This is a genomic window from Fodinicurvata sp. EGI_FJ10296, from assembly GCF_040712075.1.
Lineage (GTDB): Bacteria > Pseudomonadota > Alphaproteobacteria > DSM-16000 > Inquilinaceae > JBFCVL01.
The window spans coordinates 288,547-308,616 of record NZ_JBFCVL010000005.1; the positions used below are offsets into that span (position 1 = coordinate 288,547).

The 20,070-nt window shown below is 61.7% G+C and carries 20 protein-coding genes; 3 read left to right on the forward strand and 17 right to left on the reverse strand.

Annotated features, from left to right (window positions below; all coding sequences use genetic code 11):
- Positions 1-18: 18 nt before the first annotated feature.
- The 5 genes from ABZ728_RS12680 to ABZ728_RS12700 all read right to left on the reverse strand — a co-directional run bounded on the left by ABZ728_RS12680 (position 19) and on the right by ABZ728_RS12700 (position 4,619).
- Positions 19-981 (reverse strand): M23 family metallopeptidase, encoded by a 963-nt coding sequence (locus ABZ728_RS12680; RefSeq protein ID WP_366656523.1) that lies wholly within the window; start codon positions 979-981, stop codon positions 19-21.
- Entirely contained in the window at positions 978-1,817 is an 840-nt protein-coding gene (locus tag ABZ728_RS12685) for a DUF6544 family protein (protein WP_366656524.1), read from the reverse strand. The genes ABZ728_RS12680 and ABZ728_RS12685 overlap by 4 nt, the downstream gene beginning before the upstream one ends.
- A gap of 210 nt (positions 1,818-2,027) precedes the next feature.
- Entirely contained in the window at positions 2,028-3,344 is a 1,317-nt protein-coding gene (locus ABZ728_RS12690) for an outer membrane protein transport protein (protein WP_366656525.1), read from the reverse strand.
- A gap of 148 nt (positions 3,345-3,492) precedes the next feature.
- On the reverse strand, positions 3,493-4,431 hold the full coding sequence (locus tag ABZ728_RS12695) for a J domain-containing protein (protein ID WP_366656526.1): 939 nt from the start codon (positions 4,429-4,431) through the stop codon (positions 3,493-3,495).
- Positions 4,428-4,619 carry a hypothetical protein gene (locus ABZ728_RS12700; protein WP_366656528.1) on the reverse strand — a complete coding sequence of 64 codons (192 nt, stop codon included), beginning with the start codon at positions 4,617-4,619 and terminating at the stop codon, positions 4,428-4,430. The genes ABZ728_RS12695 and ABZ728_RS12700 overlap by 4 nt, the downstream gene beginning before the upstream one ends.
- Between ABZ728_RS12700 and hemN the strand changes: the two genes are divergently transcribed.
- Positions 4,618-6,096, forward strand: coding sequence for an oxygen-independent coproporphyrinogen III oxidase (hemN, locus tag ABZ728_RS12705; RefSeq protein WP_366656529.1), 1,479 nt, complete (start codon positions 4,618-4,620; stop codon positions 6,094-6,096). The two genes, ABZ728_RS12700 and hemN, sit on opposite strands and share 2 nt — an antisense overlap.
- Before the next feature lie 4 nt (positions 6,097-6,100).
- Here the strand turns inward: hemN and ABZ728_RS12710 are convergent, their stop codons facing one another.
- The 4 genes from ABZ728_RS12710 to fliI form a co-directional block, all read right to left on the reverse strand.
- Positions 6,101-6,610 carry an iron-sulfur cluster assembly scaffold protein gene (locus ABZ728_RS12710; protein ID WP_366656530.1) on the reverse strand — a complete coding sequence of 170 codons (510 nt, stop codon included), beginning with the start codon at positions 6,608-6,610 and terminating at the stop codon, positions 6,101-6,103.
- A gap of 171 nt (positions 6,611-6,781) precedes the next feature.
- The gene (locus tag ABZ728_RS12715) at positions 6,782-7,012 is read right to left on the reverse strand and encodes a hypothetical protein (RefSeq protein WP_366656531.1); all 231 of its coding nucleotides are present in this window, start codon (positions 7,010-7,012) and stop codon (positions 6,782-6,784) included.
- A 323-nt stretch (positions 7,013-7,335) separates the two neighbouring features.
- Positions 7,336-7,782 carry a flagellar export protein FliJ gene (locus tag ABZ728_RS12720; RefSeq protein WP_366656532.1) on the reverse strand — a complete coding sequence of 149 codons (447 nt, stop codon included), beginning with the start codon at positions 7,780-7,782 and terminating at the stop codon, positions 7,336-7,338.
- A complete protein-coding gene (fliI, locus tag ABZ728_RS12725; RefSeq protein ID WP_366656534.1) occupies positions 7,779-9,254 on the reverse strand; it encodes a flagellar protein export ATPase FliI in 1,476 nt (491 codons plus the stop codon). Before fliI ends, ABZ728_RS12720 begins: the two co-directional genes overlap by 4 nt.
- 331 nt (positions 9,255-9,585) lie before the next feature.
- Here fliI and ctrA point away from each other — a divergent pair, with 331 nt between their 5' ends.
- On the forward strand, positions 9,586-10,317 hold the full coding sequence (ctrA, locus tag ABZ728_RS12730; protein ID WP_366656535.1) for a response regulator transcription factor CtrA: 732 nt from the start codon (positions 9,586-9,588) through the stop codon (positions 10,315-10,317).
- 210 nt (positions 10,318-10,527) lie between these two features.
- On the opposite strand, the gene ABZ728_RS12735 is transcribed toward ctrA, so the two are convergent.
- The 5 genes from ABZ728_RS12735 to ABZ728_RS12755 form a co-directional block, all read right to left on the reverse strand.
- Entirely contained in the window at positions 10,528-11,394 is an 867-nt protein-coding gene (locus ABZ728_RS12735; protein WP_366656536.1) for a protein-glutamate O-methyltransferase, read from the reverse strand.
- 28 nt (positions 11,395-11,422) lie between these two features.
- Entirely contained in the window at positions 11,423-12,604 is a 1,182-nt protein-coding gene (locus ABZ728_RS12740) for a chemotaxis response regulator protein-glutamate methylesterase (RefSeq protein WP_366656537.1), read from the reverse strand.
- Positions 12,605-12,616: 12 nt separating this feature from the next.
- A complete protein-coding gene (locus ABZ728_RS12745; RefSeq protein ID WP_366656538.1) occupies positions 12,617-12,982 on the reverse strand; it encodes a response regulator in 366 nt (121 codons plus the stop codon).
- 174 nt (positions 12,983-13,156) lie between these two features.
- Positions 13,157-16,174, reverse strand: coding sequence for a chemotaxis protein CheW (locus ABZ728_RS12750; protein WP_366656539.1), 3,018 nt, complete (start codon positions 16,172-16,174; stop codon positions 13,157-13,159).
- Positions 16,175-16,349: 175 nt separating this feature from the next.
- Positions 16,350-17,033 (reverse strand): histidine phosphotransferase family protein, encoded by a 684-nt coding sequence (locus ABZ728_RS12755; RefSeq protein ID WP_366656540.1) that lies wholly within the window; start codon positions 17,031-17,033, stop codon positions 16,350-16,352.
- A gap of 229 nt (positions 17,034-17,262) precedes the next feature.
- Between ABZ728_RS12755 and ABZ728_RS12760 the strand changes: the two genes are divergently transcribed.
- The gene (locus ABZ728_RS12760; RefSeq protein ID WP_366656541.1) at positions 17,263-17,439 is read left to right on the forward strand and encodes a DUF3553 domain-containing protein; all 177 of its coding nucleotides are present in this window, start codon (positions 17,263-17,265) and stop codon (positions 17,437-17,439) included.
- 53 nt (positions 17,440-17,492) lie between these two features.
- On the opposite strand, the gene ABZ728_RS12765 is transcribed toward ABZ728_RS12760, so the two are convergent.
- The 3 genes from ABZ728_RS12765 to ABZ728_RS12775 form a co-directional block, all read right to left on the reverse strand.
- Complete coding sequence (locus tag ABZ728_RS12765; protein WP_366656764.1) at positions 17,493-18,005, reverse strand: YcgN family cysteine cluster protein; 513 nt, start codon at positions 18,003-18,005, stop codon at positions 17,493-17,495.
- A gap of 7 nt (positions 18,006-18,012) precedes the next feature.
- Positions 18,013-18,954, reverse strand: coding sequence for a DMT family transporter (locus tag ABZ728_RS12770; RefSeq protein ID WP_366656542.1), 942 nt, complete (start codon positions 18,952-18,954; stop codon positions 18,013-18,015).
- Positions 18,955-19,027: 73 nt separating this feature from the next.
- The gene (locus ABZ728_RS12775) at positions 19,028-19,990 is read right to left on the reverse strand and encodes an ornithine cyclodeaminase family protein (protein ID WP_366656543.1); all 963 of its coding nucleotides are present in this window, start codon (positions 19,988-19,990) and stop codon (positions 19,028-19,030) included.
- Between the last annotated feature and the right edge of the window lie 80 nt (positions 19,991-20,070).

The following is a 20,070-nucleotide window of genomic DNA, read 5'->3' on the forward strand; positions in this document are numbered from 1 at the left end:
CCCGGACCGCCGCCTGCCTCACCCATCGGACCCGACGAGGTGGTCGCCGCGCACGAGGAATCGCCCATCGATGCGCAAGCCAAGCGGCTCGCCCGAGATCGGCGGAGCGCCCGCTTCGGCGGGGCGCTGGGCATGGATGTGCAGATGCGGCTCGGTGCTGGCGCCGGAATTGCCGACCTCGCCAATCCGGTCGCCCACGGCCAGCTGGTCGCCTGGCACGACCGTGACGCTGCCGTGGCGCATATGGGCGAAAACGATCTCGGCCGCGCCGCAGCGCATGATGACATGGTTGCCAAGCCGGTTCACCGCATCCTCGTTCGGCACCTCGAAATCCGGCATCCGGCCCTCGGCCGCCGCCACAGTGCCGTCGCAGGGCGCACGAAGCTCCGCGCCGAAGATCGCGTAGGCCCCGGGATCGGCGGGCCGCCAGCCACGGGCGCGCAGGCCCCAGGGTCCAAGGCCGAAGAAATCGACCGCGTAGGACTGCCCGCGCCACGGCAGAAAACGGTCGACGCCGGCATCCAGTGTCCGCATGTGCCCGTTGACCAACGTGTTGGACCCGCCATGGCCGACGAGATAGTGGCCCGGGCCAAAGGGGTTGGCGATATCGACGACCTCCACCGGTGGCAGACTTTGGCCCGCCATCGCCCGCACGCCATACCACCCGCCAACGCCAATCAGCACGAGCGACAGGGCGAGACCCGACCACCCCCACAGCCCTGAAGGCAGCAGAGGCAGGCCGGTCACTCCCTTGCGCAATGGCCAGACCAGCACCGCCACCAGCCAAAGCCCGCCAAAGACCCACGGCAACCACCAGACCGGCACCGCCCATTGCGCCACGCGCGCCAATGCGAACAGGAAGACCCCCGTGCCCACCGCCTGCAGGGCGAAACCGCTCAGGCTTCCGGCTGGCAGCAGCGCAAGCCAGAGAAGCAGTGCCAAAGGCAGCAAGACCTGAATGGCAAGGACGGTGGCGGTCACGGCGTCGCCCCCGGAAACCGGATCTCCGTCACGTCGGCGAGGAAGAATGGAAAATAGTCGTCGGTCCCGAACATGTTGCCGGCCTCCACGCGGAACGGCAGGTGATAGCCATCCACCTCGCGAAAATCTGACATGAGGGCACCGAAGGGCTGCAACCGGTGCACCTTGTCGGGGTTGGCGTTGCTCCAGCGCTGGAACGAGGCAATGACCGGCCTTCCCTCGCTATCGACGGTCACATCGACCGCCTGGCTCAATTCGCCCTGCCGGACGGTTACGCGCGCGGTGTCATCGCCCACCGCCGACCATATTACACCCGGTCCCGGCAGCAGGGCCGCCGGCGTCCAGATCGCGGCCTCGGCAACGTAGCGACCGAAGGCCGATCGCGAATGATCCGGATCACCGCCGAGCCGGGCGACCGGGATCAGGCCGAAGATGCGGAACCGTGTCCATGATCCGGAGTCAGACCCCGAGACCGGCATCCCGCCGCGCGTGCGCATGGCCCAGACGAAACCCTCGGGCGCGGCGAGAATCTGGCGCGCTTCCATCGGCTGATAGGCGGGGTTGTCTTTGGTGCCAAGGCTGAACTGGCCGCTCATGTCGATCTCGGCTACCGGCAGAAGCGGCGTTCCGGGCTCGATCATGAAGCTGAAATACCGGCGCGCAGGCTCAGGCAGGTCCGCGACCAGATCATGCGAGAAGCGTGGCGGAGCCTCCGGCTGAAGGGCTGCCAGACGCTGCCATTCCGCCCGGTCGGCACGCTGGTCCCACACGCGAAGGGCAACCAGCGCCAGGATGGCGAACAGAAACAGGAGAGCAAGGGCGATGATGAACTTCATGATCCCGACAAAGGAGGCTGTGGGCGATCAATTGAAACCCTTTTCGCTGCCCGACGCGATGACCTGAATCAAAAGTTGGCAGTGGATTGAAATCGTCGCGTGCGCGACCGTCGCACCCGTAAGGTCGGCCATGGTGCTCACCAGGAGCGGTGTGTCACCCGGTGGCGCCATGGTCGAACGGGAGCGTCAGCAGCCCGGTTCGGACGCTCCTCAGAACCGATAGCGCAAGCCGGCGGCGACGATATGGACATCGGAGTCGATGCTTGCCTGAATGTTACTGGCGGCTGCACCGTCCAAAAGTGAACGCTGGAGATCGACATCCTCATCGGAAATATCGATATAGGTATAGGCCAGATCGGTGGTCAGATCCTCGGTGACGTCAAAGGAAAGCCCGGCCGACAGCCAGGTTCGGTCGCCATCGGGGGTGCGCGAACTGCGGAAGCCGTCGCGAGTAGGCGTGGTGTCGTATTGGGCGCCACCGCGAACCGTCAACCGCTCGGTCGCGTCGTACTGGGCGCCGATAGAGATAGAATACGAGTCGCGATAATTCTGCGGCGTCACCCGACTCAGCGCAGCCCTATCCGCTTCGACGCGGATTTCATCGAACCGCGACCATCCGTAGTAGTTGTACTCTGCCATCAGGGTGAGACGGTCGGTCGCTTCATGGGCAATGCCGACGGCGACGATATCGGGAAGATCCAGCCCGGCGCTGCCATCAGAATCCTGAGTAACGGCTGCTGAATCGACGGTGACGGTACCGTCCAGATCGTGCGACATGGCAGACCGATAATGGACACCGATTCTCGTTCCGGCAATTGGCTCGACGATCGCCCCGACATTGAACCCGATCGATGTCGTTTCGCCCTCCACCGTCACCAGGGCGTCCGGGCCGGGCACCGGACCGGGCAACGCGGTCGCCGCCGCCTGCGTCAGCTTGGCCTCGGCGTGCTGCACGTCCAGCCCCGCGCCGATGGCGAAATAGTCATTCACCCGCCACGCTACGGTCGGCGCGACATTGATGGTCTTCAGCGATGTCTCGATGCTGTCGTACCGGCCGAACCAATCTTCATCGTATTCGTTGGAGAGGCCGAACGGCGCACTCAATCCGATCCCGACCCAGATATCGCCGCTCTCTGTCACGGGAATGGCGCCGTACAGATTAGGCACCAGACTGGGCTCATAGGGATTGCCGCCGTCACCGCCGACCGGCCACCCGGGCGGCTGGGCCGTTCCGGTGTCGGTCATCGATGTTTGCGGAACCAGCAGATGACCGTTGGCCTGCACTTCCGCGCGATCGAGATAGGTCATGCCGGCGGGATTGAAGAAGATCGTGCTGGCATCCTCGGCCATCGCGGATTCGCCGGCGAAAGCGCGGCCGAGCCCCGTCACGCCTTGTTCCTTGATATAAAATCCGGCCCCGACGGCTGGCGTCGGCGCCGTCTGAACGACCGCCGTCGCTGCGGCGCCGACGGCCGACATGAGAAGCATGTGCCGGTGGCTTCGGCGAAAACCGTGTCTCGGATTCATGGCGTAACCGGACTCCCATCCTGAAGGGCGCTGTTGCGTTGCGCCTTATGCGTGCGAAATGCAGCTTCAGGACGTAGATATCACGGCTTCCGGCTCCCGGCAATTGCGATCGGCAATTGCGACCGGGTTGTGTTTCGGACGATGACGATCAGGCCTGATCGGACGTGGCCTGCTGCCAGTTCTTCACGAATGCCGTCAGTTCAGGATCCTTTTCCGCCGGCAGCGCGATCATTACGCGCGCATAGTGATCGCCGCCGTCGATGCCCTTGCCCTTCAGGCGCATACGGGTCCCACTGCTCGTATTGGGCTTGACCGACACCGATACCGGACCGTGAACGGTCTGAGCTGTCACTCGCCCTCCCAGCACGGCCTCACGCAGACCGACCTTGAGATCGGCATGAATATCCTTGCCGTGGCGTTCGAACCGGGAATCAGGCTGGACATGGATCTCGACCAGCGCATCGCCGGCCGGGCCACCGGCACGTCCCTGTTCTCCCTGCCCGCGCAAACGCAGCGTCTGCCCGTCGTCCACCCCTTCGGGAATGGTGACGGTAATTGTGCGGCCGTCGATCAACTTGATCGGTCGTTTGCCGCCAACGGCTGCCTGCACGAATGGGACGGTCAGGGTATAGGCGACATCTCGACCCCGCGCCCGTCGGGTCTGGCCACCGAAACCGGAGCCGCCAAAACCCTGGCCGGTCTGTCGGCCGTCGCCGCCCATGCTGCGAAAGAGGTCGGAGAAGATGTCGTCCGCATCGGCGTGACCCTGGCCGGTGCTGCGCCATTCCCAACGGGTACCGCCACCGGGTCCGCCAGCCCCTGCACCAGCACCTGCACCTGGCCAACCCTGCCGCATCACAGGCTCACCATCGGCACCAATCATCCCCGCGTCGTACTGCTCGCGCTTCTCGGCGTCACTCAAGATCGCATAGGCAGCGCCGACCTTCTTGAACATCTCCTCGGCTTTGGCGTCGTTCGGATTGACGTCCGGATGATAGCGCTTGGCGAGCTTGCGATAAGCCTTGCGGATATCGTCATCCGTCGCCGACCGGGTCAGACCCAAAACATTGTAAAGTTCGTCTTTCATCGCTTGGCACAAATCCTGATAAGCAAATCCTGATCAGCGGCGCTCCGCCAATCCCGTAAGCCGTTTCCAGCCAGGGCGGCGGCCGGCGCCAATATCAATACATATAGATCGTCAATCGATTGATCGGGATCAATGCCGCGCGGCGCTTGCGGCCCAAAAATCGGCCGGACCACAAAAATGAGCGCCATGATGAAACATCAACGGATCGACAATCCCGGATCGTTCCGGCCGGAACCTTGCCGGCCACCGGCCGCCCAGTCCGAAACCGTCAGGACCGGGGCGGGCACGACTGCCGACGCTATCATATCCAGAATGGCCGAGGAACGTCTTCCACGATATACAAGCTATCCCACCGCCCCGGCCTTCGGTTCGGGGAACGGTCCGGAAGCCTGGGCAGCCGACCACGCAGATTGGCTGGCGGCCTTGCCGATTGACCGGCCGGTATCGCTCTATCTGCATGTCCCCTATTGCCGTTCCATGTGCCGGTATTGCGGTTGTACGACCAAGATAACACGCCGGGACGATCCGATTGATGCCTACGCCGCCGTCCTGCAGCGCGAGATCGACCTGGTGGCGGATCGCATGCCGGACGCCATGAAAGCCGGGCACATTCATTGGGGCGGCGGCACACCCGGCATTCTCGGGACAGAGCGGATGAAGGCCATCAGGCGGCGATTGGCCGACCGCTTCACACTCGATCCGGCCGCCGAATGCGCCATCGAACTCGACCCCCGACACATGGCATCGGTGCCGCCGCGCGATCTCGCCGCGATGGGCGTCAACCGCGTCAGCTTTGGCATCCAGACCCTTGACGCGCGCGTCCAGGCAGCGATCGGCCGCATCCAGCCATTTGAACAGGTGGCAGCGGCTGTGGCGAGCGTGCGCGATGTCGGCATCCGGCGCATCAGCTTCGATCTCATCTATGGTCTGCCTTATCAGACAGTGGAGTCCGCCGCGCAGACGGTATGGACGCTCCTCGCCTTGTCGCCCGACCGGATCAGCATTTTCGGGTACGCCCACATTCCCTGGGCCAAGCCGCATCAACGGCTGATACCGGACGAAACGCTGCCCGATGCGCATGATCGCGCCGCGCAATTCACTGCCATGGCGGATGTTCTGGCTGATGCTGGCTATGTTGCCATCGGCATCGATCACTTCGCCCGGCCTGACGACAGTATGGCCATCGCCCATCGCGACGGTACGCTGCGGCGGAACTTCCAGGGCTACACAACGGATCCGTGCGATACGATCCTCGGATTCGGCGCGTCCGCCATCAGCACACTGCGCCAGGGATACACCGGCAACGATACGTCAATTGCAGCCTATTCCCGCTCCATACACGACGGACGTCTCGCCACCAATCGTGGCTATGAACTGACGCGGGAAGACCGCCTCAGGGGAGATGCGATAAACGCCCTCATGTGCACGTCATCGGTTTCGATCGACGACGTTGCCCGGCGGCATCCCGGTTTGCGGGACCAGATTCAGCGGATCTTCGACGATGCCGCAAGCTCGCTCGAACATCTGGGAAATGCCGGATTGGTCGAATGGGACGGCAATCGTCTGTCCATAGCCCGTGAGGCTCGGCTGCTGGTCCGATCCGTTGCGGCGGCCTTTGACGAATATCTGGCGAAGACAGGCGAAAAATATTCAAAGGCGATCTAGGGGGTCATCCGGATTGGTCGGGCTGATCCGGTCTGCCTTCGATCGCCTTGTCCGATCTTTCGATCGCCTCAACCACGGCATCGAACGGCAGCATGACCGAACCGTGCCGGGAGCGAAGGTCGCGCGCCGGCAGCAGCAATTCGAGATCCTGCCAGATCCCGCCGGGAAGGCTCGCCTCTGGCGAGGTCAGCATTGACTGAACGGCATCGCGGATCTGGATGGCCTCGCTGACGGAACGTCCCGGAAGCACCGAGGCAAGGATCGAAGTACCGGCCTGCCCCAGCGCGCAGGCCCGGACGGCAAAGCCGATTTCAGTAATGATGTCGCCGTCACGATTGAGATCGAGGGTGATCGTGCTGCCGCATACCGGACTACGGCGTTTCACCGTTACCTGAGGATCGCTCAAGCGGGCGTCGTTCCTGACCGATCGACCATGGGCCGAGAGCCGTTCGGTGTAGATCTCAAGCCATTCGGCATCGCCGGATTCCAACTGCCCCATTATGCGTTGATCCATATTCCGCTGCCAAAGCGAACCGCTACCGGCAGCAATTATCCTGCGAAACGCAAAAAAGCTCTGCCCACCCACCTTGCGATAGCTGACGCAGAGCCAGCGGGCGGCCGGACCAGCGCGCGAAACGCGCGTTGATCCGGCCGCTCCGAAGGTCACGAACCTGAAAGGGTCCGCTTATTTACGCATGTCGGAAGCCGACATCCGTTCCATCCGCTCTGCGGCGGCGGCAGCTTGCTGTGCAGCAGCGCGCGCTTCCTGGGCAGCCTGAGCTGCCTGTTCGGCCGAGGCCTGAGCATTCGCGGCAGCAGCCATGTCAGCGTCGCTCTGCTGAGCGCACGCAGCAGCACCAAAGGTCACAGCAACGAGCGCAGCCGGGATGGTGAGCTTTTTCAGATTGAATGCCATTTGACTTCTCCCCTTCTTCTTGGTGGGCAAATATCCGGTTCCCCGCGAACCGAACGTATTAATCCCGGTAGACCGGGATATGCAGATGATGCGGGATGTTCCACCGCTGGTCCACACCAGCCGATATCCGTCTCACAATAACCATCGCTAAGCCGCAATCTCGGCCGAAACGGTTGGAATTACAAGTATAATTGTCGAAATACCGGCCTGTTACCCGCTTTTATCACAAGCTGAAAAATCGCAAAACGGTCCATGGTCGCGATCGCAAAGCCTGTCGATGCCACTACCTGCTATTTTTCATCAATGTCACCTAAATGCCTCATTTACACTTCATTGAAGGAGTCTTTACCCCTCTTCTTTCGCTCGTGCGCAGACACTGCGATCTCATCAAGCGCGGCACCCTCGATCCGGCGGTTGCGGAGTGTCGCTGTCGAAGCGCGGTCATCCCGCACGACCTCGAACCTCTTAACAGTTTGAAACGCCTCGTTTATTTCATCCTGCGCAGCCGACAACTTCTGCTTTGCGTGCTTCATCGATGCCTTGAGCGTCTCCCGGCGCAGGTCCGTCGCCTTCAGATAGGCGCCGAACGTCATGGTCGCAGCCGGATTGTCCCTGATTTCTGCCGCACCCCGTTCGGCGACGATCTCTTCGTCGAGACGGTCGATCTGATCCTGCAGCGATTGGACAAGTGTTTCCAGCTCGGCTACAGAACGCCGCTTTTCATCGAGCTGCCAACGATGCAGGCGAATCAACGTATCCAGTGAACTCATGCCTTACCCTGCCGTTTACCCCCGGATCGACGCCGATCCGATTCGCTGATCCTGATGCCTTCGCCCCGCCCGGTTCGCCTGGCCGCCTCATCGCCGTCAGAAGAGGGATCAGACGCCGTCTTCTTCCAGGGGACACCGAGAATTCTGGCCAAACGCGCGAACCCTTCGTCCAGGCCTGTATGCTCATCCTTTGTCTGGGTAAGGAATGCCTCCAGCGCCGGGTTGAGCCGGATCGCTTCATCGACGCCAGCATCGGTGCCCTGCCTGTACGCACCGAGCCGGATCATTTCTGCCATATCCTCATAGGTACTCATCACCAGGCGTGCACGCCGGATCAGTTCCGTCTCTTCGGCCGTATTGCACGCGGGCATCGATCTGGAAACCGAACGCAGGATGTTGATCGCCGGATAACGGCCGCGCTCGGCAATCTTGCGTTCGAGCACGATATGGCCGTCAACGATGCCCCGCACCGCGTCGGCGATCGGCTCGTTGTGATCGTCGCCTTCCACGAGGACCGTGAATAGCGCCGTGATGGCCCCTGCGCCAATCCCCGGTCCCGCGCGCTCCAGTAATCGGGGCAGTTCGCCGAAGGTGGTCGGAGGATACCCCTTGCTCGTGGGAGGCTCACCCGCCGACAGGCCGATTTCGCGCTGCGCCATGGCGAACCGGGTAATGCTGTCCATCATGCACAGCACATGCTTTCCACGGTCACGGAAACTTTCCGCCACCGAAAGCGTCGTATAGGCTGCCTGACGGCGCATCAGCGGCGACTCGTCCGACGTGGCCACAACGACGACAGACCGTGCGAGCCCTTCCGGCCCCAGGTCGTCTTCGATGAATTCCTGGACTTCGCGGCCCCGCTCTCCGATCAGGCCGATAACGGCGACATCCGACTGGGTATAGCGGGCCAGCATCGACATGAGTACGGATTTGCCGACACCGGAGCCGGCGAAGATGCCCATTCTCTGACCGCGGCAACAGGTGATAAAGGAATTCAGCGCGCGAACGCCCACATCGACCTTCCCTCCCAGACGCGACCGCAGCCCGGCGGGTGGCGGATCGTTCCGCAGCGGAGCCGCCGTCGGCCCGGCCTGTATGGGACCCTTGCCGTCGATCGGTTCGCCCAGAGCGTTGACGACCCGTCCCAGCCATGCGTTGGAGGGATAGACGGCCGGCGTACGCTCAACCAGTTCGGCGCGGCATCCCAGGCCCACGTCCTGCAGACTTCCCAGCGGCATGAGAAGGGCGCGTGTCTCCCGGAATCCGACGACCTCGCACGGTATCCGCCGGCCGCTTCTGGAAATAACATCGCACCGCCCGCCGATGGAAAGCCGCCGCTCGATCCCGGCGACCTCGACAAGCAAACCCTGAACGCCCACAACCCGTCCAAAAATCCGCCACGGACGCACTTCATTCAGCGCCTCCGCGATCGCACTCCCGACATCGTCCGACACTCTGCCGTCTGGAATCATTCCACCCGATACTCCGGTAACTTCGTGCCTGCCGACGTCGCGCTCCGGGACGATACCCAGGCCGAGGACAAGGTCGGGATCGCCGCCAAAGCCTCGTTCTGCTACGATAGCGGCATGCTAGGATTCGCCTGGTTAATCAGGCGTAAAGCCCGCAGCGTTTTATCTATTAACCTTTTACGGCTGATTAACCTTTAGAACTTAAGTTTGGTTAAGAAGCCTCAGATCGGTCATTCCTTGAACGGGACGCTAATTCGGGGCGATAATATAGGGTAGATTGTCATTCCCCTTGGCTGAGGCGCAAGACGCCCTCCTTGGTTGAAAGGTTTGAGATATGCGGGTTCTTCTGGTTGAAGACGATAGCGCAACGGCCAAGAGCATAGAATTGATGCTGCAGACCGAAGGATTCGTTATCGATCTGACCGATATGGGCGAAGATGGCCTCGAGATCGGCAAGCTCTATGACTATGACATCATCATTCTCGACATCATGCTCCCGGACATGGACGGATACGAGGTGCTCCGTCGCCTGCGTTCGGCCCGCGTCGATACGCCGATTCTCATCCTTTCCGGATTGAGTGAAATGGACCACAAGATCAAGGGTCTGGGGGTCGGCGCGGACGATTATCTGACCAAGCCGTTCGACAAGCGGGAACTCATCGCCCGGATTCACGCAATTGTCCGCCGCTCCAAGGGCCACTCGGACAGTGTGATCCAGACCGGGCAGCTGACCGTCAATCTGGATACCCGGACGGTTGAAGTTGCCGGGCAGCCCCTTCATCTGACGGGCAAGGAATATGGGATTCTCGAACTTCTGTCGTTGCGCAAGGGCACAACGCTGACCAAGGAAATGTTCCTGAATCATCTGTATGGCGGGATGGACGAACCCGAACTCAAAATCATCGACGTGTTCGTCTGCAAACTCCGAAAAAAGCTGGCGCAGTCGACCGGCGGCGAGAACTACATCGAGACAGTATGGGGACGCGGCTATGTCCTGCGCGATCCCTCGGCGAGTCGCGAACCTCCCGCCAAGAAAAAGGGCACCAAGCAGCTCGCGAACGCCTGACGCACCTGATGACTGCGGCCGCACACGGGCCGGCATTCGCAACCCCGCATTCGCCCCATCGCAACAGCCTTCCTGCCGGGCATTGGACCCGTTGCTTTCTCGCGATCCGGTCGCCTCACTGATTGTGCTGCATCAACCACTTTTCCCGCGCGGCAGCCCAAAGCCGCCAGCGCGGAAATAGTGTGGTTCGCCAGTCAGGATCCGGCCCTATCACGATTTGGATTGCGCCAGGGCTGGCTGCCCACCCCGAACCGAGCCAGCGGCTTTGGCCGCGGGCTCGTAAAGACCGCGCCGGCCGTCCACGGGACGGAATCGATCGCTCACTCCCAGAACCGTCTCGGCGCCACCCAGGAACAGATGTCCATCCGCGGGCATCACCTTGCTGATACCGTCCAGTACCTTCGTCTTGTTTGCCTGATCGAAATAAATCAATACATTCCGGCAGAAGACGACATCGAACTGGCCGAGCCCGCTCATGTTATCCAGCAGATTGAATGTCCGCCAGGTGACCATTTTTTTCAATTCGTCGGATATGTACCATTTGTCGCCGACCTGCTTGAAGTATTTCACAAGATGAGTAATAGGAAGACCGCGCTGTATTTCGAACTGGGTGTAGACACCGGCGCGGCAGCGGTCGATCATCTCGGTTGACAGATCGGTGCCGACGATTTCAATCTTCCAGCCGCGCAGCCTTGCCGCCTCTTCGTGCAACAGCATGGCAAGCGAATACGGTTCCTGACCGCTGGAACAGGCGGCGGACCAGATGCGAAACGATTTCCTGGCCGACCTCGCCTCCAGCAGATGCGGCAGGACCACGGATTTGAACAGTTCGAACGGCTTGCTGTCGCGAAAGAACGACGATTCGTTTGTCGTCATCGCTTCGGTGATGTCGTTCAGGAGCGACTCCTGCCGACGCGTTCTGGCCAACTGAACAAGATCATCCAACGACTTGACCTGCCACTTTCGCGCCACAGGCATCAGCCGGCTTTCCAGCAAATAGGATTTATCGGGCGTCACGACGAGTCCCGAACGCTGGTGGAGCAGTGTCCGCAGGTAGTTGAAGTCATCGGTCTTCATTGCCAGTCCTCCGGACCATACCTCATACTCAATGCGCCAAAAGCTTGCGAACCGACGGTCCCAGCTTTGCAAGCGGCAAGACTTCCGAACACAGGCCACCAGTCGCAACGGCGCCCGGCATGCCCCAGACCACGCTGGACGCTTCATCCTGAGCTATGACCACGCCACCGGCTTCGACCACCTGTCGGCACCCACTCAGGCCGTCATGCCCCATACCCGTCAGAATGACCGCCAAACTGCGGCCACCGAAAGCCTTGACGACACTGCGCATCATGGGATCGACAGACGGGCGGCAGAAGTTCTCAGGCGGATCCTGGTTGATGCGCAAGACCGGAGACGCGGCGTTGCCGCCAACGACCATGTGGAACTGGCCCGGCGCAATATGAACACGGCCCGGCCGGAGCACCTCTCCATCACTGACCTCAATGGCTTCGATGTCGCATTGACGCGCAATGTGCTCAGCGAGAATCGTCGTGAAGGTCGCGGGCATGTGCTGCGTGACGATTATGGGAACGGACAAGGCCCCGCCCCGCTTTGGCGACAGCGCGCCGATGACCTCGAACAATGCCTGGGGACCGCCCGTGGAACTGCCGATAGCCACGATTGCCGGATTGAATCCTCGGGGTACCGGGCGAAGAATCGGCGCCGCAGATCTTGTATTGGCGGATGGCGCGTCTCCGGGCCTCCGCACTGGTCTTTCCGACGCAGCCGTCGACGCGCCCGTACCCGAGGTCCCGCCGGTCGGAGCAGCCGGACGGACCGCCCGTCCCAACGCCTTGACCTTCTGAACGAGTTCCTGGCGAAACCCGTCGGCTCCGTGAATATCCCGGGTGGCTGTCGGTTTCGGGAGATAGTCGGCCGCCCCTGCCCTCATCGCTTTCATCGTGATGTCGGCGCCGCGCCGGGTCAGGGTCGATGCCATGACGATCCGGGTGCGAGGCGACGCCTTCAGCAGCAGCGGAAGCGCGGTCAGGCCGTCCATTACGGGCATCTCGATGTCGAGCACGATCACATCAATTTCCATGCGGCCGGCGGTGTTGACCGCCATCTGCCCATTGCCGACCGAAGCGACGACCTCGATGTCAGGATCCTGCTCCAGCGCCTTCGACAGCAGTCCACGGATGACCGCACTGTCGTCCACCACCATGACTCTGATAGCGCCCGCACCCGACGATGGCGGTCTGGACTGTGTTCCAGTCGGTAGTGTCATCTCGCACGCGCCTTAAATGAGACCAACCTGGGCAAACTTCGTCTGGATGATCTCGCTATCGAATGGCTTCATGATGTATTCGTTCGCTCCGGCGCTGAGGGCTTCCTGTATGTGAGCCAGGTCGTTTTCCGTCGTGCAGAACACGACTTTGGGGTCAGTTCCACCCGACATCTTGCGCAGCCGTTTAAGGAACTCGATTCCCGTCATTACCGGCATGTTCCAGTCGAGCAGGATCGCATCCGGCATGGACTGACCGCACGCGTCCATAGCCTGCTTGCCGTCTTCCGCCTCGCTGCATTCGAAATCCAGGTCCTCCAGTATCCGTCGGGCTACCTTCCGAACGACGCGACTGTCATCGACAACTAGGCAGGTTTTCATCATCATTTCCCAATACTGGAAGCTTGCCCCTGGGACACTTTGGACATCCTCCGGAACGCACTGTAGATGCGTGCCGAGTCAGAACGGAATTTTGCGCTCTACTGCTTTCGACCTGGCGTCGCCGCTTCGTTACGCCGACTCCCGGCCCATGCCCGGCTCATGTCCATGCCCATCTCAGGCCGCCCGTCCGGAGAATTCCTTGACCTGTGCCAACGTATCTCGAATGGCAGACAGGATGGCGTCGCGGTCGAATTTGGCGACGTAGTCGGTGAACCCGGCGCGACGACCGCGGTCGAGGTCCTTGGGTGTGGCGTGCGAGGAAAGCGCAATCATCGGCAGGTTGGACCAGCGGTCGAGAGTCCGGATCTTCTCGGCCAGCTCGAAGCCATTCATGCCCGGCATTTCGATATCGCTGACGATGACCTCGAATTCGGCACCACTTTCGTGCTGGGCCAACGCTTCTTCAGCGCCTGCGACGGCCGTCACTTCATAGCCGGCCACCGTCAACAGGGGGGAAAGCATGTTGCGGAAGAACGGGCTGTCATCGATCAGCAGAACCTTGGGCGGATCCTCGGCATCTTCCAGCGCCTCGCTCTTCGATTCGAACCAGTCATCATAGGCCTGGGTCAGGAAGTAACCGGCATCGATCACGTCGGTTGCACGCCCGGCGATGATCGCGCTTCCCAGAAGGCCGGTACGCTCGCCACCCAGTTCCACTTTCAGCGGCTGTTCGACGATGTCGACGATCTCGTCGACGATCAGGCCCATCGAGCGGTCGCCATCGGCGAAAACCAGTACCGGCCTGCGCGTCCTGGATTCGTCGGCGCGCGCCATTTCCAGACTGAAGCCGGGGTCGAAGGGGATCAGCGGCATCAGGCGGTCGCGGTACTGAACGACCATGTGGTTGTTGGAATATTCGATCGACTTTGCATCGATGTCTTCCAACCGGGCGACGAGGGCCAGCGGCACCGCCTTTGGCGCATCGGCGTTCGTTCCCATGCCGGCCCGGAAGACGAGAAGGGATACCGCATCGTCCCGCCGCGATCTCTTGACCTTGGTCTCGGTATTCTCCAGCGCCTCGGCCATGGAAACTTCTCCGGTCGCCGATGCGATGCCGTTGGGATCGAGGATCATGATCACACTGCCATCGCCGAGGATGGTGTTCCCGGAGAACATTTCGATGTGGCGCAGAATCGGGGCCACCGGCTTGACAACGATTTCCTCGGTATCGAACACACGGTCGACAATGATGCCGAAGCTATACGTCCCCACCTGAGCGACGACGATGAAAGCGTCCTCGGCCGAGGGTGCGCCTTCGTCTTCTGCGCCGGGGGAGTCCTCCAGATGGAGCAGTTCGCGCAGCGAAACGAGCGGAAGCAGCCTGTCGCGCAACCGAAGCACGGGTGTGTTGTTGATGCGTTCAACCGAATGCTCGCTGTTCCCACCGGCCCGCACCAGTTCGACCACACTGATCTGCGGAATGGCGAACCGTTCGCCGCCACACTCGACAACAAGTGCGGAAACGATGGCCAGGGTCAGCGGAATCTTGATGATGAAGGTCGATCCGCGCCCTTCCCGGGATTTCAACTCGATGGTGCCACCGATCTTCTCGATGTTCGTGCGCACCACATCCATACCCACGCCCCGACCGGACACGCTGGTTACCTGAGCGGCGGTCGAAAAGCCTGCCTTGAAGATGAACTGCTGAATCTGCATCTCGGTCAGGTTGGCGATCTCGGCCTCGGTCGCGAGGCCGTTGGCAATGGCTTTCGCCTTGATCTTGTCGACCGCGAGACCACGACCGTCGTCCGTGATCTCGATGATGATATGACCGCCTTCGTGATAGGCGTTCAAACGCACCGTTCCGACTTCCGACTTTCCTGCGGCCACCCGCTCGGGCACGGGTTCGATCCCGTGGTCAGCGGAATTCCGGACCATATGAGTTAGCGGATCCTTGATCAGATCGAGCACCTGTCGATCCAGCTCCGTATCCGCCCCCAGCATCTGAAGATCGATTCTCTTGTTCAGATCCTGGCTGAGATCCCGGATGATTCGCGGCAACTTGGCCCAGGCGTTGCCGATCGGCTGCATCCGGGTTTTCATCACCCCTTCCTGAAGCTCCGACGTCACATGGTTGAGCCGTTGCAAGGGAGCCGCGAACTCGGAATCCTTCTGATGCCGGAGAATCTGAAGCAACTGATTCCGCGTCAGGACCAGCTCGGAGACCATCGTCATCAGGTTTTCGAGCAGGTTGACATTGACCCGGATCGACTGGCTGGCAACGCTTTCCCGCGCCTCGGGAACCGGTTCCTGAGCCGCCGCGGCCGGTTTGTCCGACGCGCCCTTTTCAGTAGTCGCCGGCGCCTGGGCCAGTCCCTGGGCCAGTCCCTGGGCCAGTCCCTGGGCCGGTGCCTGCGCCGGGGCTGGTGCCTCGGGCTGTTGCGCAGCCACGGGCGACGAAGCGGCTGCTGCTGCGGGTTCCGGCTGTTCGCTTGCCTGTTCATCGACCGATGCCGGCTGTTGCCCGGCGCTGTCATCGGCTGATGCCGAGTCAGCAGGCAACTGACTCGCTGCCATGGGAGCCGTTTCAGCGGGAGCCGGATCCGTTGACCCACTGCCGGGCGGCGTTTTGTCCGCCGGTTCGTCGTCCATCATGGCGGCAATTGCAGCGTCCATCTCGGCGGCGGCAGCCGCCGGAACAGCCCTGGAGCTGGAATCGCTTGCCGCACCGGCACCAGCGTCCGGGGCAGTTGCATCCGGCGCGCCGCCAGAACCGCCGGTCGATGGCGCAGCCAGATCGCTGACATCGGGTTCTTCACCATCCGCCAGCCGATTCAGTTTCTCGATCAGCTTGCTGTCGTCGCCTTCGGGTTCCTTCTCGGTGGCTTCGAGTTCGCCCACGATCTGCTTGATCGTATCAAGAGACGTCAGAATCAGCGTCACGGCCGTCGGGGTGACTTCGAGCTCGCCGTCACGGAATTTGCCGAGAACGTTTTCAGCGGCGTGCGCGACCGCCTCAAGCCGCGGCAGTCCAAGAAAGCCGCATGTGCCCTTGATCGTGTGAACCAGACGAAAAATATTGCTCAGAAGATCGGGATCATTGGGATTACGTTCGAGCTTTACGATTTCGACGTCCAGAACCGCAAGGTTCTCTGAAGTTTCAGTCAAAAATTCACTGAGCAAATCATCCATGGCTGCATCCTATGGGCTTGCGGTCCTGTCCGACCGGCGTGCATTCGCGCCGAACTACTTAGTTTTCGCCGGAAAACGCTGCATTAACTGTCGCAGCCAATGTCTCAGGAACACATTAAGGACCGGTAAAGGACACCAGCATGGCATCAGGCGTCGAAAGCGTGGCCGCTGGACATCATACGTCTTCGAGGCGGGCGGTAATCGACAGCCGCTCACCCTGGGTGCCATCGCCGAGAGCAGCCGGTTCGCTGCCATGACTGACGATCGCGCCGGCAAGACCAGCGTAATGACCCACCATATAGGCGTGGATAGAGCGGGCCGTAAGCGCGTCGACCCCGGACCGGTCGGCGAGAGCAACTTGCGACTCGTCAGAGAGCCGTGCGGTTCGGCCGGTTGCGGCAATCGTGAAGCCGGTGTCGTGGACCGCGACGACAATTGCGCCGCCGGCGGGCATCGCTTCCTCGGTCATGACAATCGCATTGAGCACCAGCTTGGCGGCATAGCGCAGGAAGTCCGTCGATGCGTCTTCCGATGGAATGCTGTCGGCGGGCCAATCCAGCGTCGCCTTGCCGACTTCGATATAAGCCTGAGCCGCCGCGCGCGTATCGCGCCAGTTGACCCGCGAGCCGGAACCGGCCATGCCAAAGGCCAGCCTGAACATTCCAAGGCGCGCGGACGCGATCCGCGCCGATTGACCGATCAGTTCCATCGCATCGTCGAGAACGTCCTGACCCAGTTCGTCGACCAGTTCAACGCCGTTGTTGACGGCTCCGACCGGACTGACGAGATCGTGGCACAGACGTGACACGATCAGTTCCATCACCCGAAAGTCCAGGGCGTCGCTGTTCGTCTTTTGCATGATTGCCGGCCACTATTTCGATTGAACAAAGAAAGCGTCTCATTGGCGGGCGCCCGCGATTGCGCAGCATCGGCGGTGCGCGATTGGGTTATTCGATCATACCGGCGCACAACATCGAAAGCTACCGGACTTCAATTGTTACAGCCGGCACTCTTGACCGATCATTAACGCTGGGGTCGACTCATGGGGCGAGCGGTAAGGGCCGCCAGCCCTTTTTAACGGAGGTTTCATGATTCATACTTTGGTACCCGGCGTCATCGTCGTCCATCCCGACCGTCCCGATTGGGGCACCGGGCAAGTTCAGTCCGTTGCCGGCAACCGCATCACCGTCAATTTCGAGCACTGTGGCAAAGTCACCATCAATAGCGATGTCATATCGCTTTCGATCAGTGAGGACCGAGACTGACCGCAGCTTGCCGCGTTTGCCCTGCAACCTGGACGAAAGCGACAATGAGGTGGCTATGGCTGCCACGCGTCGTCTTCTTCTATCAGGTAGTCTTCGACATCCGCCTCATCGACTGAGGTTTCGCTGACCACATGCCCCGCTGCGGAGATGCCGGCAGTCCTGACTGTCTCCGGGTCGCCGGAGACCAGCGGATGCCACCAATCGAGCGGCTCGCCCAGGGCGAGTTTGCGATAGGCACATGAGTCCGGAATCCACGGCAGGTCCAGAATATTTTCCGGCGTCAATACGACGCAGTCGGGCACATGGCGCTGACGGTCGACATAATTGCTGCAGCGGCAGGTGCCGGTATCCAGGAGCCGGCAAGCGACCCGGCTCTGATAGATTGCACCGGTGTCCATATCCTCAAGTTTGACCAGACAACATTTGCCGCAGCCGTCGCAGAGCGATTCCCACTCCGCCGGTGTCATCTCGGCCAGGGTTTTGCGGATCCAGAACGGCGACTCGCCGTCGGCGGCACCGCCCTCGTCGCCGGAAAAATCGCCGGTCATCATTCCGATAATGGACATCACTGCCTTACTTTTCCTGTCGCCGGACGCCCTGTCCGGGTGTCGCCTTTCCCGGTTGCGAAGCCCCGCCTATCACAAGCGCTACGCCGCAGACAGAAACCAGCATACCGATCAAAGATGTCGGGCCGAGGGCTTCGTCGAACATAATGAATGCGATCAGAGCCGTCATCGGAGGTACGAGATAAAACAGGCTGGCAGTCCTTGAAGCTGCGCCCATTCTGATCAGCAGCATCAATAGCGTCGTTGCACCGAAGGACAGAACGACGACCAGCCAGGCCAGCGCAAACAGGAAATCACCGGACCACGCAATTTCCAGCGGCTCGAAAGCCAGAGCCAAAGCCGCCGTAACCCCGGTAGCGGCAAGATACTGGGCGACCGCGCCGGCCCGGATATCGATCCCGCCGCAATATCGTTTCTGGTACAGGGTCCCGGTCGTTATTGATATCAGGGCGACGATTGACGCGCCGATTGCCCAGACCGGGGCGCCGACGCCCGGCGCCGACGCCGCACCGCCAGCGGACATCTGGTCGCCGAACAATACCAGCGCTACGCCGACAACTCCCAGCACGAAGCCGGCACCCTGCCGCCAGGTCAACCGTTCGCCCAGCAGCGGTCCGACGACGACCGCCGTCAGCAATGGTTGAAGCGAAACGATCATGGCGGATATCCCGGCAGGAACGCCGCCATCGATCGACGTGAAGACTCCGCCGAGATAGCCGGCGTGGACGAGCACGCCCACGACCATGGCATGGCCGAACCCGGCGGCGCTTGGCCACCTGGTTGCCGTCAATGCCGCAAAGGCCGCGAATCCGGCGAGAACAAGGGCAAGGCGCAGGGTCAGGAACGTAAACGGCTCGGCATAGGGCAAACCGTATTTCGCGCCGATGAAGCCGGTGCTCCAGAGAAAGACGAAAACGGCCGGCATCAGTGCCAGCCACACCGACTTCATCTGCAGACCCGGTCGCCGTCGCGAGGCAGCGGACCATCGCTGCCTGCCGGAATCGAGGCTTTGGTGTGCATCCTCACGATGATCTTACCGATTGCCAGACCAGCCCGGCGGCGGCCAGATCCTCAAGCGACGCACCGACGGATTTGAACAGCGTGATTTCCCCGTTGTCGGATCGTCCGGCGGCGCGGCCACCGGCCAGGTCGAAGAGGTCGGCCACGATATCGCCCGATGTCAGAGCGCCGGCCTGGATTGCCTGAACGATGTCACCGGCCTCCTTTGTCGCACCAGCCAGCGTGTCGACGTAGACCCGGGCACGCCGCATGCACTCATCGTCGGATTCGCGCATCGTCGGCTTGAAGGCGCCAACAAGGTCGAGATGCGTTCCCGGCCTTAGCCAGCGCCCGTTGATCAGCGGTTCACTGGAAAGAGTCGCAACCGAAATCACGTCGGCAACCGCGCACCCCTCCTCGATTGTATCGACCGGCCCGATCTCAAGGCCGGCGACCCCCTCGGCATCCGACCCGCGAAGTTCGGATACGATTTCGGCGACCTTCTCGGGCCGCCGCCCCCATACCAGAATGCGGTCGTATTGCCGGACAGAGCAGTGGGCGGCGGCCAGACATGGGGCAAGGCGCCCCGTGCCAACCACCAGCAATGTCCGGGCGTCACGACGGGCCAGATAGTCAGCCGCCAGGGCCGATGCCGCTGCGGTTCGACGCACGGTCAGCTCGCCGCCATCGAGCACCGCCAGCGGACGACCGGTCCGGGCGTCGTTCAGCAGATAGCTCGCCGATACGGCGGGCAACCCACGGTCGCCGTTGCCGGGGCACACCTGAGCAACTTTCACACCCAGGAGTTCCCCTTCCCGCCATGCCGGCATGAGCAGCAGCGTGGCGTCCGGTTCGCCGGGCACACCGACCTCATGGTGGTGGCGAACGGGACTGGTGCAGCCCGTTGCGAACATGGCGCGCAGTGACTCGACCAAAGGTCGCCATGGCAATGCGCTTTTTACGGTCTCGGCATCGACGACGATCATTGGCCAGCCTCACGTGATGATGTTTCGTGCGACCCGCCTACCGGATGCCGCCGAAAGGATCAACCCCATCGGCGCCACCG

Excerpts from the sequence above, each read along its gene's own strand:
- ABZ728_RS12685 (WP_366656524.1), bottom strand. The coding sequence starts at position 1,817 with ATGAAGTTCATCATCGCCCTTGCTCTCCTGTTTCTGTTCGCCATCCTG.
- ABZ728_RS12690 (WP_366656525.1), bottom strand. The coding sequence starts at position 3,344 with ATGAATCCGAGACACGGTTTTCGCCGAAGCCACCGGCACATGCTTCTC.
- ABZ728_RS12695 (WP_366656526.1), bottom strand. The coding sequence starts at position 4,431 with ATGAAAGACGAACTTTACAATGTTTTGGGTCTGACCCGGTCGGCGACG.
- hemN (WP_366656529.1), top strand. The coding sequence starts at position 4,618 with ATGATGAAACATCAACGGATCGACAATCCCGGATCGTTCCGGCCGGAA.
- ABZ728_RS12700 (WP_366656528.1), bottom strand. The coding sequence starts at position 4,619 with ATGGCGCTCATTTTTGTGGTCCGGCCGATTTTTGGGCCGCAAGCGCCG.
- ABZ728_RS12710 (WP_366656530.1), bottom strand. The coding sequence starts at position 6,610 with ATGGATCAACGCATAATGGGGCAGTTGGAATCCGGCGATGCCGAATGG.
- ABZ728_RS12715 (WP_366656531.1), bottom strand. The coding sequence starts at position 7,012 with ATGGCATTCAATCTGAAAAAGCTCACCATCCCGGCTGCGCTCGTTGCT.
- ABZ728_RS12720 (WP_366656532.1), bottom strand. The coding sequence starts at position 7,782 with ATGAGTTCACTGGATACGTTGATTCGCCTGCATCGTTGGCAGCTCGAT.
- fliI (WP_366656534.1), bottom strand. The coding sequence starts at position 9,254 with ATGATTCCAGACGGCAGAGTGTCGGACGATGTCGGGAGTGCGATCGCG.
- ctrA (WP_366656535.1), top strand. The coding sequence starts at position 9,586 with ATGCGGGTTCTTCTGGTTGAAGACGATAGCGCAACGGCCAAGAGCATA.
- ABZ728_RS12735 (WP_366656536.1), bottom strand. The coding sequence starts at position 11,394 with ATGAAGACCGATGACTTCAACTACCTGCGGACACTGCTCCACCAGCGT.
- ABZ728_RS12740 (WP_366656537.1), bottom strand. The coding sequence starts at position 12,604 with ATGACACTACCGACTGGAACACAGTCCAGACCGCCATCGTCGGGTGCG.
- ABZ728_RS12745 (WP_366656538.1), bottom strand. The coding sequence starts at position 12,982 with ATGAAAACCTGCCTAGTTGTCGATGACAGTCGCGTCGTTCGGAAGGTA.
- ABZ728_RS12750 (WP_366656539.1), bottom strand. The coding sequence starts at position 16,174 with ATGGATGATTTGCTCAGTGAATTTTTGACTGAAACTTCAGAGAACCTT.
- ABZ728_RS12755 (WP_366656540.1), bottom strand. The coding sequence starts at position 17,033 with ATGCAAAAGACGAACAGCGACGCCCTGGACTTTCGGGTGATGGAACTG.
- ABZ728_RS12760 (WP_366656541.1), top strand. The coding sequence starts at position 17,263 with ATGATTCATACTTTGGTACCCGGCGTCATCGTCGTCCATCCCGACCGT.
- ABZ728_RS12765 (WP_366656764.1), bottom strand. The coding sequence starts at position 18,005 with ATGTCCATTATCGGAATGATGACCGGCGATTTTTCCGGCGACGAGGGC.
- ABZ728_RS12770 (WP_366656542.1), bottom strand. The coding sequence starts at position 18,954 with ATGAAGTCGGTGTGGCTGGCACTGATGCCGGCCGTTTTCGTCTTTCTC.
- ABZ728_RS12775 (WP_366656543.1), bottom strand. The coding sequence starts at position 19,990 with ATGATCGTCGTCGATGCCGAGACCGTAAAAAGCGCATTGCCATGGCGA.